This window comes from Pseudodonghicola sp., assembly GCF_048268305.1.
In the GTDB taxonomy this organism is placed as follows: Bacteria; Pseudomonadota; Alphaproteobacteria; order Rhodobacterales; family Rhodobacteraceae; genus Pseudodonghicola.
Window position 1 is genome coordinate 1 of sequence record NZ_JBLWVT010000021.1, and the last position, 15,736, is coordinate 15,736.

General features: G+C 66.4%; 14 protein-coding genes. 13 read left to right on the forward strand and 1 reads right to left on the reverse strand.

The features are described 5' to 3' along the window. From ACN0V4_RS20875 to ACN0V4_RS20935, 13 genes are all read left to right on the forward strand, one after another. Positions 1-1,113, forward strand: a 1,113-nt coding sequence (locus ACN0V4_RS20875; protein WP_417679742.1) for a hydantoinase/oxoprolinase family protein, incomplete at its 5' end; no start/stop codon positions are given. Then, the gene (locus ACN0V4_RS20880) at positions 1,110-2,858 is read left to right on the forward strand and encodes a hydantoinase B/oxoprolinase family protein (protein ID WP_417679744.1); all 1,749 of its coding nucleotides are present in this window, start codon (positions 1,110-1,112) and stop codon (positions 2,856-2,858) included. The genes ACN0V4_RS20875 and ACN0V4_RS20880, both read left to right, overlap by 4 nt. Positions 2,859-2,915: 57 nt before the next feature. After that, a complete protein-coding gene (locus ACN0V4_RS20885; protein WP_417679746.1) occupies positions 2,916-4,109 on the forward strand; it encodes a cytochrome P450 in 1,194 nt (397 codons plus the stop codon). 55 nt (positions 4,110-4,164) lie between these two features. After that, positions 4,165-4,488, forward strand: coding sequence for a 2Fe-2S iron-sulfur cluster-binding protein (locus ACN0V4_RS20890; RefSeq protein WP_417679748.1), 324 nt, complete (start codon positions 4,165-4,167; stop codon positions 4,486-4,488). A 3-nt stretch (positions 4,489-4,491) separates the two neighbouring features. Further along, on the forward strand, positions 4,492-5,895 hold the full coding sequence (locus ACN0V4_RS20895) for an amidase (RefSeq protein ID WP_417679750.1): 1,404 nt from the start codon (positions 4,492-4,494) through the stop codon (positions 5,893-5,895). 13 nt (positions 5,896-5,908) lie between these two features. After that, a complete protein-coding gene (locus ACN0V4_RS20900) occupies positions 5,909-6,658 on the forward strand; it encodes an SDR family NAD(P)-dependent oxidoreductase (RefSeq protein ID WP_417679752.1) in 750 nt (249 codons plus the stop codon). A 12-nt stretch (positions 6,659-6,670) separates the two neighbouring features. Then, a complete protein-coding gene (locus tag ACN0V4_RS20905) occupies positions 6,671-8,152 on the forward strand; it encodes a gamma-glutamyltransferase (protein WP_417679754.1) in 1,482 nt (493 codons plus the stop codon). 217 nt (positions 8,153-8,369) lie between these two features. Beyond that, positions 8,370-9,053, forward strand: a complete 684-nt coding sequence (locus ACN0V4_RS20910) for a TetR/AcrR family transcriptional regulator (protein WP_417679756.1) — start codon at positions 8,370-8,372, stop codon at positions 9,051-9,053. Between the two features lie 107 nt (positions 9,054-9,160). After that, positions 9,161-9,508, forward strand: coding sequence for a RidA family protein (locus ACN0V4_RS20915; protein WP_417679758.1), 348 nt, complete (start codon positions 9,161-9,163; stop codon positions 9,506-9,508). Between the two features lie 209 nt (positions 9,509-9,717). After that, complete coding sequence (locus tag ACN0V4_RS20920) at positions 9,718-12,129, forward strand: GcvT family protein (RefSeq protein ID WP_417679760.1); 2,412 nt, start codon at positions 9,718-9,720, stop codon at positions 12,127-12,129. A gap of 167 nt (positions 12,130-12,296) precedes the next feature. After that, positions 12,297-13,295: a TRAP transporter substrate-binding protein DctP gene (gene dctP, locus ACN0V4_RS20925; protein WP_417679762.1), complete on the forward strand. Its 999-nt coding sequence runs from the start codon at positions 12,297-12,299 to the stop codon at positions 13,293-13,295. Continuing rightward, positions 13,295-13,786, forward strand: a complete 492-nt coding sequence (locus ACN0V4_RS20930) for a TRAP transporter small permease (RefSeq protein WP_417679764.1) — start codon at positions 13,295-13,297, stop codon at positions 13,784-13,786. Before dctP ends, ACN0V4_RS20930 begins: the two co-directional genes overlap by 1 nt. Positions 13,787-13,796: 10 nt before the next feature. Then, positions 13,797-15,080 carry a TRAP transporter large permease gene (locus ACN0V4_RS20935; RefSeq protein WP_417679766.1) on the forward strand — a complete coding sequence of 428 codons (1,284 nt, stop codon included), beginning with the start codon at positions 13,797-13,799 and terminating at the stop codon, positions 15,078-15,080. 27 nt (positions 15,081-15,107) lie between these two features. Here the strand turns inward: ACN0V4_RS20935 and ACN0V4_RS20940 are convergent. After that, the coding region (locus tag ACN0V4_RS20940) for an acyl-CoA dehydrogenase family protein (RefSeq protein ID WP_417679768.1) at positions 15,108-15,736 on the reverse strand (629 nt) is incomplete at its 5' end.

Below are 15,736 nucleotides of genomic sequence, written 5' to 3' on the forward strand. Positions count from 1 at the left end.
GGGGGGGGCTATGGGTGGAACCTGCGGGCCACCGCGGCCCCGGAGGTTGGCGCCGGGGGGGGTCCGACCGTGCGCCCCGATGCGGCCGGCGCGCTGCGGGTCGGCCCGCAAAGCGCCGGCGCTTCTCCCGGTCCGCTCTGCTATGACATGGGGGGTGAGGCGCCCACCGTGACCGACGCCAATGTGGTTCTGGGCTATCTGAACGGCGAGGCCTTGGCCGGTGGCACCGTGCCGATCAAGGCCGAGGCCGCGCGCCGGGCCTTCGCCGAGGAGATCGCCCCGGTTCTGGGCTGCGACGCGCTCGAGGCCGCCTTTGGCGTGCATCAGCTTGCCAACATCACCATGATGCGGGCGGTCAAGGCGGTGTCGACCTATCGCGGCCGCGATCCGCGCGACTTCACGCTCTTCGCCTTCGGCGGCAACGGCGGCATCCATGCCGCGATGATCGCGCAGGAGCTGGAAATGCGCCGGGTGATCGTGCCGCCGGCGGCCGGGGTGTTCTCGGCGGTGGGCCTGCTGTTTGCCGATTTCGAGGTGACGCGCTCTGCCTCCTTCCTGTCGATCCTCGACGCCGACCGGTCCCGGGTGGCCGAGGCGATGCTGCGCGATCTGGAGCGGGACGTTCTGGCCGAGCTTGACCGCCCCGGCGCGACGATCCGCTGGAGCGCGGACCTGCGCTATGAGGGGCAGGCGTTTGAGCTTCCCATCGACCTGCCGCGCGACAGACCGCTGGCCGAGGCGCTGACCGAGATCACTGTGGCCTTCGAGGCCGAACATCGCCGCAGCTATGGCCACCTGCTGGACGGCAAGCGCATCCAGGCGGTGAACCTGCGTGTCCTTGGCGCCATCTCCCCGGCACATATCGAGACGATGGAGCTGGAGCCGCGCAACCCGCCGGCGCCCGGCACCACGCGGCTGGCCTATTTCGGCAAGGCGCATGGGGCGATGCAAACCCCGGTGATCCGCCGCCACGACCTGGCCGAAACCCCGGTCGCCGGCCCGCTGATCGTCGAGGAATACGAGGGCACCACCGTGGTGCCCCCTGCGGCCACCGTCTTTCGCGACCGCTTCGACAATATCGTCATCGACCTCGGACAAGGAGGGGCGGCATGACCCGCGCGACCGATCCCATTCTGGTGGAAGTGCTGAAGAACGGCTTCGAGGCCATCGCCGACGAGATGGCGCTGATCCTGATGCGCACGGCGCATTCGCCGATCGTGCGCGATGCGATGGATTACTCCACCGCCATCTGCAACCCGAAGGGCGAAACCATCGCCCAGGGGCTGACCACGCCGATGCACCTGGGCAGCTTCTATGACGCGATGAACCATCTGGTGACGCAGTTCGCGGGAAACATCCGGTCCGGCGATGTCTTCATCGGTAACGATCCCTATCTGATCCAGGGTCAGCACCTGCCGGATATCTATGTGATCGAACCGATCTTTGCCGGCGATCGACTCTGCGCCTGGGCCACCACCATCGCGCATCATGCCGATGTCGGCGGGCTGGTGCCCGGGTCGAACTCGATCGGCGCCACCGAGATCCATCAAGAAGGCCTGCGGCTGCCGTTTCTCAAGCTGGTTGAGAATGGCGTCGAAAACCAGATGCTGCTTGAGATCATCGCCGCCAACGTTCGCGTCCCCGATCAGGTGATCGGCGATCTGCATGCCCAGGTGGCGGCGGCCCGCGCCGGCCAGCGGGGCTTTGCCGCGCTGCTCGACCGCTATGGTCCCGACACCATCGAGGCCTATGCCGAGGCGTTGCAGGATCAGGCCGAGGTTCTGGCAAGGAAAGCCTTCGCCGAAATCCCTGATGGTACCTATACTTTCACCGACACCATCGACGGCTTGGGCGAAAACCCCGAACCGATCGAGCTGAAGGTGAAGCTGACGGTCAAGGGATCGGAGGTCACCGCCGACTGGACCGGCACCAGCAGGCAAGTGAAGGGCGGCATCAACGCGCCCTTGTCCTTCTGTAAATCCAATGTCTATGCGGCGCTGCGGTCGATCATGCCGGCCGATGTGCCGAATTGCCATGGCTATACCCGGCCGATCACCGTCACCGCGCCGGCGGGCACTCTGGTCAACTGCAGCTATCCCGCCCCCTGCGGCGCCCGCGGCATCACCGGCTATCGCATCATCGACTGTATCTTCGGCGCGCTGGCCGATGCGCTGCCCGACCGGGTGGCGGCCGATGGCACCGGTGGGTCGACCCTGCCGAGCTTCGGCGGCCAGTATCAGGGCAAACCCTTCGTCTTTTCCGAATGCGTGATGGGGGTCTGGGGCGCGACCTCGACCCATGACGGGCAATCCGGCGTGCCGCATATGGGCTCGAACCAGTCCAACGTGCCGATCGAGATGATCGAGGCCGACTATCCGCTGATGATCGACCGCTATGGCTATGTCCCCGACACCGGCGGCGCGGGGGAATATCGCGGCGGCGTGTCGATCCTGCGTGAATGGCGCGCCTTGAGCGATGACATGTATTTCGGCGTGCGCTCCGACAAGTCGAAGTTCCCGCCGCATGGGCTGTTCGGTGGCGGGGCAGGGGCCCCGGCGATGACCGAGATCCTTTCGGGCAACACGCTGCGTGAGCTGCCGCCCTTGCCGACCGATCCGGAAACCCTGTCGCGGAACGATGTGGTGCGCCATGTCATGGCCGGCGGCGGTGGTTATGGCGATCCGCTGGCCCGCGCGGTTCAGCGCGTGGCCGAGGATCTGCTTGACGGTCTGGTCAGCGCCGAACATGCCCGCAGGGTTTACGGCGTGGTCTTCTCCGATCTGACCGCCGGCATCCCCGACCTGCAGGCGACCGAAGCCCTGCGCGCCGAATTGCGCGCCGAGGCCGCCCGACCCTGATCCGAACCCGCTGCTCTCGCCCATCCCCGCAGTCCGCAACCAAGCCCGAGGTTCCCGATGTCCAACCGCGTCACCACCCCCCTGGATCCGTTTTCGGAAGACTTCCGCAGCGATCCCTATACCGCCTATGAAGAGCTGCGCGCGCTCGGCCCCATTGTCTGGCTCGAACAGCACGACTGCTGGGCGGTGTCGCATTACGAGAGCTGCCGCACGATCCTCAGCGATTACGAGACCTATTCGAACGCTGGTGGCGGCGGGTTGGAGAATTATTTCAAGAAGGCGCCCTGGCGGAAACCCTCGATCATCCTCGAGGTCGATCCGCCCGAACATACCCGCACCCGTACCGTGCTGAGCCGGGCGCTGTCGCCCAAGGTGCTGCGCCAGATCCGCACCCGGTTCGAGGCAGACGCCGCCGCGATGGTGGCCGAGGTCAAGGGGAAGGGCGAGATCGAGGCGGTCGCCGAGCTGACCCGCCGCTATCCGCTCAAGGTCTTCCCGGACAGCGTCGGGCTGGCGGCGGAAGAGCGTGACAATCTGCTGATCTATGGCGCCATGGTCTTCGGTTCCTTCGGGCCGATCATCCCCTGGTACGAAAAATTCATGGCCGATAACGCCCATGTCTCGGGTTGGATCATGGAGCGTTGCAAGCGCGAGAACCTGGCCGAGGGCGGGGTCGGTCAGATGATCTATGAGGCCGCCGACCGTGGCGAGATCACCGAGGAAGAGGCGATGATGCTGGTGCGCACCTTCCTCTCAGCCGGGGTCGATACCACGGTGGACAGCATAGGCCTCTGCCTGCGGCTGCTGGCCGAGCACCCCGACCAATACGCGCTGCTGCGCGACGATCCCTCGCTCGCCCGCAATGCTTTTGAAGAGGCGACGCGGCTCGACAGCTCGTCGCAATCGCTGTTCCGCACCACGCTGAAGGAAACCGAATTCGCCGGCCAGACCATCGGAAAGCATGAGAAGGTGATGATCTTCATCGGCTCCGCCGGTCGCGATCCGTCTTACTGGGAGGCGCCGGAGACCTTCGACATCCGCCGCCAGATCAAGGGACAGATGGGTTATGGCGTCGGCATCCACGGTTGCGTCGGCCAGATGTTCGCCCGGCTCGAGGCCGAATGCTTCTTCCAGGCCTTCGCCCAACAGGTTGAAGCCGTCACCCCCGCCGGCCCGTCGGAGCTGCGCCTGCACCCGGGCCTGCGTGGGTTGACCAAACTGCCGCTGGTGCTGACGCCCAAAGCGGCCTGAGCCGCAACTCCCGGGGGCGGCCGAGGGGTCGCCCCCAAAGTTCAGAGGATATCCCATGCCCAAAGTCACCTATATCGCCGCCGACGGCACCGAGACCACCTTGGAGGTGCCAGTCGGCACCTCGGTCATGGAGGCGGCGATCATGAACAATGTCGATGGCATCTTGGGCGAATGCGGCGGCTCGATCAACTGCGCCACCTGCCATGTCTTCGTGCAGAACGCCGATCAGTTCACCCTGCCGGAGATGAGCCCGGTCGAGGAGGAGATGCTGGAGGCCACCGCGGTGGAACGTCAGCCCGAAAGCCGGCTGTCGTGTCAGTTGATCATGACCGCGGCGATGGACGGTCTGATCGTCCGCCTGCCGGAGGCGCAATACTGACCGATGCCCGCAGGTCAGCCGCAAGACTGCTTCGCCGGGGTCTATCCGACCCTCAGCGCCCGCGCCACTGCGGCGGCGGTGCGGGCTGGTGAGCTGACCGCCGAGGTGGTGGAGGCAGCCTGCCGCGCGCGGTTGGCGGCGGTGAACGGTGATCTTCAGGCGATCTGCCAGGTCTTTGAGCCGTCGATTGCGGCGGCCGATACCGGCCCGCTCGCCGGCGTGCCGATCCTGATCAAGGATCTGCATACGGCGATTGCCGGGCAGTCTTGCGCCAATGGCTGCGATTTTCCCGCCGTGCCCGCGACGGTCTCGGCCGAGATCGTCATGCGGTATCTCAAGGCGGGGGCGCGGATCGTCGGACGCAGCCATAGCTGCGAGCTGGGCGGTGGGTCGTCCTGCGAAAGCCGGCATTGGGGGCTGGCGACGCGCAACCCTCATGCGCCGCATCTCTCGTCCGGCGGGTCGAGCGGTGGGGCTGCGGCGGCGGTGGCCGCGGGCATTGTGCCGATGGCGCACGCCAGCGATGCCGGCGGGTCGATCACCATTCCCGCGGCGCTTTGCGGGTTGGTCGGGCTGAAGCCAACGCATGGCCTGGTCCCCCTTGGCCCCGAGCGGATCGAAGGCGCGGCGGGTTTCGCTGCCCAGAACGCCCTGACGCGCGATTGCGAGGATGCCGCCCTGGCGCTGTCGGTCGCGGCGGATCGCCCGGAATTTATGGCGCTTCCTCCGCTCGATCGTTCGCTGCGGATCGGTCTGGTGACCCGCGCCGCCGATGGGGGCGCGACGGATCAAGGTGTCTTGTCTCGGCTGGAAGAGACCGTTGAACGGTTGCGCACGCTGGGGCATGTGGCCGTACCGGTGATGCTGCCGGCGATCCCGGCAGAGGTCGCGGCGGCCGAAGGCGCCCTGCGCCTTGCCTCAATTGCCGAAACTGTCGCCGCGATGGAACGCGCCGCGGGTCAGCCGGCCCGGGCCGAACAGTTCGAAGCCGCCACCTGGGCCCGGATCATCGCCGGGCGGCGGGTGACGGGGGCCGAGGTTCTGGCCGCGCGCAACCTGATCCTCGCCTGGCGCGAGGAATTTCTGCGGCTGTTGCGGCGGCTTGATCTGACGATCTCCCCCGCCCTCAACGCCGGGGCGCCGGCGCATGGGGTATTGTCGCTTGGCCTGCCCGATGCGATCACCCGTCCGCGCAACCGGAATTACACCTGCTTCAGTCGGCCTTGGAACCTCAGCGGCTGCCCCAGCCTTTGCCTGCCGCTGTCGCGCGGGCCCGGCAACCTGCCCGAAGGCACGCTGTTTGGTGCCGCCCCGGGGGCTGAGGCGCTGTTGCTGCGGCTGGGGTTGCAATTGCAATCCGCCATCGGTTGGCGCCACGATCATCTGACAACGCAAGAATTCTCCTGAAAGGAGGCTCCGCATGACCAGAACGCTAATCGCCGGGGGCGCCACCGGCATCGGTGCCGCCGCCGCACTCGCTTTCGTCGCCGAAGGCCATGACGTCGTGGTCTGCGACGTGAATGCCGAAGGGCTCGATCGGCTCACCGCCCAGTCCGAAGGGCTGGCGGGCCGGGTCGCCACGCTGGAACTCGACCTGATGCCGGTCGACGCCGCCGCCCGCGCGGTCGCCTTCGCGGCCGATGTGTTGGGCGGCATCGACTGCCTTTTTGTCAATGCCGCCGTTCTGGCCTCTGCCCGGCTGGAGGACTGGACCGCCGAGATGTGGGATCACTCCATGGCGCTGAACCTGCGGCTGCCCTTCCTGCTGACGCAAGCCGCGCTGCCGCATCTGCGCGCCTCGGCCAATGCCAGCGTGATCTTCACCTCCTCCACCGGGGCGCTGCGCGGTCATGCCGGCATGCCGGCCTATCACGCCAGCAAGGCCGGGCTCCTGGGTCTGGTACGGTCGCTGACGGACGAGCTGTCGCCGGCGGGCATCCGGGTCAACGCCCTGTTGCCGGGCTGGGTCGACACGCCTTTCAACAATGCCTTCTGGGACCATCAGGCGGATCCCGAGGCGGTGCGGCGTCAGATCGACAACGGCATTCCGATGCGCCGGCACGGCACCGCATCCGAGGTCGCGGGGTCGATCCTCTATCTCGCCTCGGAAAGCGCGCGCTATGTCACCGGCACCTCGCTGGTGGTCGATGGCGGCTTCACGGCGGTCTGAGGGAGGCGGGCGATGTTCAAACTGGGCGATCCCTATTCCTCCGCCCGGCGGCCGGTGGTCGATGGCATGCGCGGCGCGATTTCTGCCGCCCACCCGCTGGCGGTCTCGGCCGGGGCGCGTGCCTTCGATCTGGGCGGTACGGCGGCCGATGCGATGATCGCGGCGCAGGCGGTGCTGACGGTGGTGGCCCCCGATGCCTGCGGGCTGGGCGGTGACATGCTGGCGCTGGTCCATGCGCCGGGCGGCGAGGTTACCGCCATCAACGGCACCGGGGCGGCGCCGCTCGCCTATGCCGGCGAGGCGCTGGAGGGGGCCAATGCGATCACCGTTCCGGGGATCGTCGATGCCTGGACGCAGGCCCATGCGCGTTTTGGCCGGCTGCCGCTGGCGGATCTCTTCGCCCCGGCGATCCGGCTGGCGGAGGAGGGGTTTCGCGTCGGCACCAACCTTGCGGCGGCGCTGGTTGCCCAGCGTCCCCGGTTGATCGCGGGTGGCGCCGAAAGCTGGCCGTTGTTCGACCGCAAGACAGGGGATCTGGTGCGGCTGCCGGTGCTCGCTGCGCTGTTGCGGCGGATCGCGGCCGAGGGGCGGGGCGCCTTCTATCAAGGCGCAGTTCCCCTGGCGGTGGAACAGGCGGTGGTGGCGCTTGGCGGCCGGCTGGGGCAGGCCGATTTCGCCGCGCATGACACCGTGGTGCGGGCGCCGAACGGCTGCAACTGGGCCGGTCTGCGCCTGCACACGCAGCCGCCGGCGACGCAGGGCATCCTGCTGAACATGTCGCTCGCGGCGCTGGAGCGTGCAGCACCTGCGGTCGGCATCGCCGCAGATCACGCCGGTATCGAGCTGACCGAGGCCGCCTTTGCCTATCGCGCGCGGGCGGGCGAGGGCGAGAGCCTGCTGGCGGAGGTCTTGGACTTCGATCCCGACCGGGCGCTGCATCGCGGCGGGCCGCGTGCCTATCTGCATACCGCCGGTGTCGCCTGCGCCGATGCCGAGGGCATGGTGGTCTCCTCCCTCGTCAGCGTGTTCGACGATTTCGGCTCGGCGGTCTATGTGCCCGAAGGGGGCTTCACCCTGAACGACCGCGCCGCCGGTTTCGGCCCGGCACCGAACGACCCGGCCCCGGGCAAGCGGCCGATCCATACCCTGGCGCCGGCGCTGCTGACCGGGCCGGATGGCGCCGTCTGGGCGATGGCGACGCCGGGGGCGGACGGCCAGGTTCAGACCCTGTTGCAGGTGCTGCAAAAGGCGCGGGTCGAGGGCATTGATCTGGCCACCGCCGTGGCGGCGCCACGTTGGCGGTCGGAAAATGGCGCCGTGCTGATCGAGACGGGCCATCCGCAGGCCGAGGCACTGAAAACGCTCGATCACGATATCCGGGTCCTGCCCGCCGGCGACACCCGCTTCGGCGCGGTGGTGGCGGCGGGTCTGCAGGGCGGTATCCCGCATGCCCTGGCCGACTGGCGGCGCCTCACCTCCGCCGGGGCGGTCTGAGGCCGGGTTTAAGGAACACTCCCCGACTGCGCGGGGGTCGGCTGTCCGGCCTCCGCGCCTTTTTGCATTCAGGTCCGGCTCCGTAACTCGGGGGATCGGCCAGCGCGGAAATTCCCGGCATCCGCCGGGTCCGGGCGCGTCGCTTTTCCGGTCTTGCCGTTGCGCTGCGGGTGCAGCGCGCTAAGCTGGGCGCAGTGCCAGCTAGGAAAGGACGTGAATGTCGGGGCAAGCCGCATCTGAGATCGCAGATCCCGCAACCGAGGAACGGGCGCCGCGCCTGAACCGCAACGACTGGCTCGATCTGGCGCAGAAGGTGCTGGTGGAAGAGGGGATCGACCAGGTCAAGATCCAGGTCATGGCGCGACGGCTGAACGTGGCGCGCTCCAGCTTTTACTGGCATTTCGAAAGCCGCGAGGCGCTGCATCGGGCGATGCTGGACGACTGGCTGACCAAGAACACCGATCCGATCATGGATCGCGCGTTGCGGCCGGCGCCGGATGTGATTCTGGCGCTGACCAATGTCTTCGAATGCTGGATCGACGAGACGCTGTTCGATCCGGAACTGGATATCGCCGTGCGGCTTTGGGCGCGGCGCTCCGAGCCGGTGCGTGCGGTGGTCCTGCGGGCGGATCAGATGCGGCTCGACGCGATCCAGAAGCTGTTTCTGCGCTACGGTTACGCGCCGGAAGAAGCCCTGGTCCGCGCTCGTGTGCTCTATTACACCCAGATCGGCCATCATACGCTGGAAGAGACCGAAACCCCCGAGATGCGGTTTTCCCATGGGCCGGCCTATCTGCATATCTTCTCGGGGCTGGTGCCGGATGCGACCCAGATCCAGGCATTGCGCGCCTCGATCGAGGAAAAATATTATCGCCGGCGGAAAGAAATCTCCTTGAAATGAGCGAGGCGGCGGCCTGGCTCTGGCGTCATGGAAGGTGGCCGGCTAAAGGGGATTAGCACGCCTTTTCGGTGTCTGTCTGAATTCTGTGAAATGAGAAAGATCCCATCATGACCGATATCATCCGCGAACATACCAACGACCGCATGAGCCAACTCGTCATCCATGGCGATACCGTCTATCTGGCCGGCCAGGTTGCCCATCCTGGCGCCAGCGTGACTGAACAGGCCAAGGGCTGCCTGGAGCAGGTCGACGCCCTGCTGGCCGAGGCCGGCACCGACAAGACCCGCATCCTGCAAGCCATCATCTGGCTGGATGACATGGCCGATTTCGCCGAGATGAACGCGGTCTGGGACGCCTGGATCCCCGCTGGTGCCGGCCCGGCCCGCGCCTGTGGCGAAGCCAAGCTGGCCACCCCGGACTACAAGGTGGAATTCATCATCACCGCCGCCAAGTGACGGCGCGCCCCTAGGGCGCAAGACCTGATGGACCTGGTGCGCTGCCCGCGCGCCGGGTCTTTTTGTTTGCCCCGATTGGCCTGCGGCAACGGCATCACCTGCGGTCTGTCCCGGCGGCGCTGACGAGCCTCTTGACGCAAAGACTAGACACTAGTGTACTGAGCGCCAAACACACCCGGTCTCGGGTGGTCTGGCAGCAGGAGAGGATCATGAAAAACCAATACAGGGTTGTCGTCATCGGCGGCGGGGTCGTGGGGGCCTCGGTCGCCTATCACCTGACCAAATTCGGCTGGAGCGATATCGCGCTGCTCGAACGCGACGTGCTGACCGCGGGGTCGAGCTGGCATGCTGCCGGCGGCTTTCATGCGCTGAACGCCGATCCCAATATCGCGGCGCTGCAATCCTATACCATCGACCTGCTGACCGAGCTGACCGCGGAATCCGGCATCAACATCGGTATGCATATGACCGGCGGCATCGAATTCGCCTGTGCGCCGGCGCGCTGGGAATGGCTGCAATCGGCCTATCGTACCTTCCAGTCTCTGGGGCTGAACGATGTCGAGCTGATCGGCCCCGAGGAGATCAAGCGGCGCTGCCCGATCATCAATACCGAAGGCATCATCGGCGGCATGTATTCCGCCCGCGAGGGGCATATCGACCCCTCGGCGGTGGTGCACGCCTATGCCCGCTGCGCCAAGATGCGCGGCGCCGATATCGTCGAACACACCAAGGTCGAAGATCTGCGCCAGCGCCCCGACGGGTCCTGGGAGGTGATCACCGACAAGGGCACGGTCATCGCCGAACATGTGGTCAATGCCGGCGGGCTCTGGGCCAAGAAGGTGGGGTTGATGGCGGGGATCGACCTGCCGGTATCACCGCTGGAGCACCACTATCTGGTGACCGAACCGGTCCCCGAACTGCTCGAGGCGCAAAAAGAGCTGCCGGTAATGGTCGACCTCGAAGGCTTCACCTATCTGCGGCAAGAGCAAAAGGGCGTGCTGCTGGGAATCTATGAGGTCAAGCACAAGCACTGGCATATGGAGGGCGCGCCCTGGGATTTCGGCATCGAGCTGATCCAGGAGGATGTCGATCGCATTTCCGAGGAACTCGCCTGCGGGTTCAACCGCTATCCCTGTCTGGAAACCGCCGGGGTCCGGCGCTGGGTCAACGGCGCCTTCACCTTCTCGCCCGATGGCAACCCGCTGGTCGGCCCGGTGCGTGGGGGGCGGAACTATTGGGTGGCCTGCGGTGTGATGGCCGGTTTCCTGCAGGGCGGCGGGGTCGGCAAGTCGCTGGCCGAATGGATGATCCATGGCGAGCCCGAGGCCGATATCTTCGGCATGGACATCGCCCGCTATGGCGATTTCTGTTCCAACCGGGAATTCATCAAGCAGACCACCGGGCAATTCTATTCCCGCCGCTTCGTGATGAGCTATCCCAACGAGCAACTGCCCGCCGGCCGGGTGCTCAAGACCCCGCCCGCCTATGAGGGGATGACCGCCGCCGGCGCCCGCTGGGGCCAGAGCTGGGGGCTTGAGGTGCCGCTCTACTTCGCCCCGGAAGGGTTTGTCGAGGAGCCGACGCTGCGCCGGTCCAACGCCTTCGATCTGATCGGTGCCGAATGCCGCGCGGCGCGGGAGGGGGCCGGGCTTTTCGATATCACCGGTTTCTCGCGCTACGAGGTGAGCGGGGACAATGCCGAAAGCTGGCTGAATCGAATCTTCGCCGGCGCCCTGCCGAAACCGGGCCGGGCGCGGCTGGCGCCGATGCTGGGCGAGACCGGCAAGCTCAAGGGCGATCTGACGCTGTTGAACTGGGGTGATGGCACCTGGTGGATCATGGGGTCCTATTACCTGCGGCAATGGCACATGCGCTGGTTCGAGGATCATATGGAGCCGGGGGTGATCCTGCGCGACATCGCCGATGCGACCTGTGGCTTTGCCCTGGTCGGGCCGAAGGCGCGCGATATCCTGCAGCAGCTGACGCATCAGGATCTGTCATCCGCCGCGATGCCCTTCATGTCCTGCGGCACGGTCGATCTGGGTCTGATCCGGGCCCGCGTCGCGCGGATGTCGATCACCGGTGAGCTTGGTTATGAGATCAGCTGCAACGCGCTGGAGCATATCAGCCTGCGCCGGATGCTGCTGCAGGCGGGCGAGGCCTTTGGCCTGCGCGAGACCGGCGTTCAGGCGCTGTTGTCGCTGCGGCTGGAGAAGAGCTTCGGCATCTGGTCGGCGGAATTCACTCAAGGCTACACCCCGGGGATGACCGGTCTGGATCGGTTCATCGCCTTCGACAAGGGCGATTTCATCGGTCGCGACGCGGCGCTGGCGGAACGCGATGCGCCCTCGGGCAAGGTGCTGGTGACGCTTGAGGTCGCGGCGCGGGATGCCGATGCCTCGGGCTATGAACCGGTGTGGAAGGACGGCGCGCTGGTGGGCTATGTCACCTCGGGCGGCTATGGGCACACCCTGGGCAAGAGCCTGGCGATGGCCATGGTTGATCGCGCCGTCGCCGAACCGGGCACCGGGCTGACCCTGCATGTGGTCGGCGAAGAGGTCGCGGCGCGGGTGATCCCGGCCTCGCCCCATGATCCCGAAGGACGCCGCCTGCGCGGCTGAGCCAGTGGCGGCCCCGCGGCGTTCCGGTTTGGTCGGGGCGCCCCGGTCTCTCGCTTTCAACTTGACACATGTGTCCATTTTATTTTTCCTTCACATAAAAGGGAGAGCCCCGTGAAGGCCGCGATGGCCGGGGCAGGATGCAAACCAAAAGGCAAAGGGTTACTCAGGTGATTGGAAAAACTCTCAAATCCCTGCTTCTGTCGACGGCGCTCGTCACCCTCGGCAGCGCGGCCATGGCAGAAGTCACGCTGAAGATGGCGACCGATTCCGGCGCCAAGGGCTCGGCCGCGGGCAATGCGCTGGACCGCTGGGCGGCGATGATCGAAGAGAAATCGGGCGGCGACATCAAGGTCGAGGTCTTCTATCAGAACGAACTGGGCGGCCAGCAGGAGGTCTTTGACCTGTTCATGGCGAATGACGTCCAGCTTATGCTGAACTGGCCGATGACCAGCTATGATCAGCGGATCTCGGTGCTCTATGCGCCCTATATGTTCAAATCCTGGGACGAGGCGCTGGCCGCCTACAGCCCGGACGGCTGGATGAACGGGCTGCTGGGCGGCGTCTATGACGAGCTGGGGCTCAAGTTCTTCGGCGCCTGGCCCGAAGGGTTCAACGGCATCGCCTCCAAGGGCAAATACGCCCTGACGCTGGAAGACGCGGCGTCGATGAAAATCCGCGTGCCGCCGGTGTTCCCGATCGCCGACACGGTTCAGGCGATGGGCTATCAGACCGCGACCGTCGACTGGGGCGAGGTCTTTACCGCGATCCAGACCGGTGTCGTCGACGGCGACGGGGCCAACGTGATCTATTGGGATTACGAGTATTTCCGCGACACGCTGGATTACTACAACCGGATGAAGCAGCAGTTCATCACCGGGATCCTGTCGATGAACGCCGAGGCCTGGGACAGCCTGAGCGCCGAGCAACAGGCTATCGTCACCGATGCCGCCAAGGTGGTGATGGACGAGGGCTTTGCCAACGCCAAGTCGCTGGACGCGCACTATGTCGAAGAGGCCAAGGCCGCCGGCATGGAATACATCGAGCCCTCGGATGCCGAGCTGAAGCCGGTCGCCGAGCATGTCCGCGAGGTGGTCTGGCAGAAGATGGAAGAGCAGATCGGTTCCGAGGTCATGGACGTGGTCCGCGCCAACGCGACCAGCTTCTGATGGCTGCAGCCGGCATTGAAAGGACGGTGGCGGGCGTGTTGAACACGCTCGCCATCCTGTCCGGCCTGGGGGTGGTTGCGCTCACCGGGTTCTTGGTGCTGGCGCGCTTCATCAATTATTCCGTCGTCGGGCTGCACGAGATCATCTCGACGGCGGCGCTGCTGTTTTACATGGTGGGGGCGATCCTCGCCTCGCGCAACAGGGCGCATCTGATGGTCGATTGGCTGGATCAGCGGCTGACCAGCCCGCGGGCGCGGGCGATCCACGCGCTGATCGTCGCGATGCTGACCACGGCGATCACCCTCATCTTCGTCTATTGGGCCTATCGCATGCTGGCCTGGGGGGTGCAGCGGCCGCAATGGACGCCGGCCTATCACATTCCGCTGTGGCTGCCGCAGATGTCGATCCTGCTGGGTGCGGTGGGCTGCGTCGCCTATGGGCTGCGCGATCTGCTGCTGTCGCTGGCGGCGCTGAAATCCACCAAGAGCTGAGGAAGCGTCGATGGAAGCGCTGGTCGCCCTGCCGATCCTGATCATCCTGATGGCGCTGGGGCTGCCGGTGGCCTGGTCCTTTGCCGGGGTGCTGGCCTATCTGGTCTATATCTACGACGCCAACCTGAACACGCTGATGCTGCAGGGGTTCCGGTCGCTGAACTCGATCGTGCTGATCGCCCTGCCGCTGTTCATCCTGACCGGCTATCTGATGGAGACCGGTGGCATCGCGCGCCGCATCGTCGCTTTCATTGGCCGGCTTGCCGGCGGGCGCGCGGGGCTGGGCGGGGTGGTGATCATCTCATCCGCCGTGTTCGGGGCCATCGCCGGCACTGCCAGCGCCGCCGTCGCCTCGATGGGCACCATCATGTCGGGGCCGATGGCCGAGCGCGGCTATGATCGTGGCTATGTCGCTAGCCTGCTGGGCGTGTCGTCGCTGCTGGGCATCCTGATCCCGCCCTCGATCACCATGATCCTGTTCGCAGTGGCGACGCGGCAATCGGTGGCGGCCTGTTTCGCGGCCTCGATCGGTCCGGCGATCCTGCTGATCCTCTGTCTGCTGATCTACAATCGCATCCATGTCGCCCGCCGGCCCGAGATCACCGCCGCCCCGGTTGACCCCGGGCTGACGCTGGGCCGCGCGACACTGTCCGCCCTGCCGGCGCTGAGCTTGCCGGTGATCATCCTCGGCGGCATCTATGGCGGCATCTTCACCCCGACCGAGGCCGCCGCCGTCGCCGCCATCGCCGCCACCCTGGTGGGGGCGCTGTTCTACCGCGAACTGAGCGTGAAAAGCTTTGGTCAGAGCCTGATCCGCACCGCCGAGACCACCGGGTCTATCATCGTGATCTTGCTGTTTTCCTTCATGATCTCGCGGATCCTGTCGTTCGAGCGGATCCCGCAGGATCTGTCCGAGGCGGTGCGCGGCCTGGCGCAATCGCCGGTCTTTGCGCTGCTGCTGGTCAATGCGGTGCTGATCGTGGCCGGCGCGCTGATGGATGACGTTTCGGTCACCGTGGTGGTGGCGCCGCTGTTTCTGCCGCTGATGCAGGCCTCGGGCGTCGATCCGGTGCAATTCGCCGCCATCGTCGCCTGTTCGGTGGTGATCGGGGCGAACTCGCCGCCGATGGCGCCGATCCTCTTCATGTCTTGCCGGGTCTGCGGCGCGCCGATCCTCAAGGCGGTGGGGCCGGTGCTGTCGATGCTGCTGATCGTGGCGCTGCCGGTCACTCTGGTGACAACCTTCTGGCCGGCGCTGTCGCTGACCATCCCGCGGTTGCTGGGGTTGATGTAAGGGGCCGGTCGCCCGGCCCCCACAGCGTCAGGCCGCGGCCATGGCGCGTTGCAGCAGCAGATCGACCGGGGCGTCAGGGCCCAGCGTGCCGAAGGCCAGCCCGTGTTCGCCGCCGATGCGCGAACGGCAGAATTCGGCGGCGATCGCCGGATCGGCCGATTTCAGCAGGATCGAGGCCTGCAGCATCAGCGCCGCGCGTTCGACCACCTGGCGGCTGCGGAATTCCAGCGTCTCCACATCCTCGAAGGACTGCGCCAGGCGGCCGAGTTCGGCGTCGTAATGCGCGTCCTGGCCCTTGGCGGCGATCAGCTCGGCGAAGAGCGCGTCGCGGGTTTCCGGTTCCTTCCGCAGCGCCCGCAGCACGTCGAGGCATTGCACGTTGCCGCTGCCTTCCCAGATCGAGTTCAGCGGCGCCTGGCGATAGAGCCGCGGCATCATGGTCTCCTCGACATAGCCGATGCCGCCCAGACATTCCTGTGCCTCGTTCACCATCGGGGGGGTGCGCTTGCAAATCCAATATTTGCCGATGGCGGTGGCGATGCGGGCAAAGGCGGCTTCGTGATCGTCACGCGGGGCCGCATCAATGGCGCGCGCCACCCGCAGGGTCAGGGCGATGGCCGCCTCGCTCTCCAGCGCCAGATCGGCCAGTACGTTGC

Excerpts from the sequence above, each read along its gene's own strand:
- ACN0V4_RS20935 (WP_417679766.1), top strand. The coding sequence starts at position 13,797 with ATGGAAGCGCTGGTCGCCCTGCCGATCCTGATCATCCTGATGGCGCTG.
- ACN0V4_RS20930 (WP_417679764.1), top strand. The coding sequence starts at position 13,295 with ATGGCTGCAGCCGGCATTGAAAGGACGGTGGCGGGCGTGTTGAACACG.
- ACN0V4_RS20920 (WP_417679760.1), top strand. The coding sequence starts at position 9,718 with ATGAAAAACCAATACAGGGTTGTCGTCATCGGCGGCGGGGTCGTGGGG.
- ACN0V4_RS20915 (WP_417679758.1), top strand. The coding sequence starts at position 9,161 with ATGACCGATATCATCCGCGAACATACCAACGACCGCATGAGCCAACTC.
- ACN0V4_RS20910 (WP_417679756.1), top strand. The coding sequence starts at position 8,370 with ATGTCGGGGCAAGCCGCATCTGAGATCGCAGATCCCGCAACCGAGGAA.
- ACN0V4_RS20895 (WP_417679750.1), top strand. The coding sequence starts at position 4,492 with ATGCCCGCAGGTCAGCCGCAAGACTGCTTCGCCGGGGTCTATCCGACC.
- ACN0V4_RS20885 (WP_417679746.1), top strand. The coding sequence starts at position 2,916 with ATGTCCAACCGCGTCACCACCCCCCTGGATCCGTTTTCGGAAGACTTC.
- ACN0V4_RS20905 (WP_417679754.1), top strand. The coding sequence starts at position 6,671 with ATGTTCAAACTGGGCGATCCCTATTCCTCCGCCCGGCGGCCGGTGGTC.
- ACN0V4_RS20880 (WP_417679744.1), top strand. The coding sequence starts at position 1,110 with ATGACCCGCGCGACCGATCCCATTCTGGTGGAAGTGCTGAAGAACGGC.
- ACN0V4_RS20890 (WP_417679748.1), top strand. The coding sequence starts at position 4,165 with ATGCCCAAAGTCACCTATATCGCCGCCGACGGCACCGAGACCACCTTG.
- ACN0V4_RS20900 (WP_417679752.1), top strand. The coding sequence starts at position 5,909 with ATGACCAGAACGCTAATCGCCGGGGGCGCCACCGGCATCGGTGCCGCC.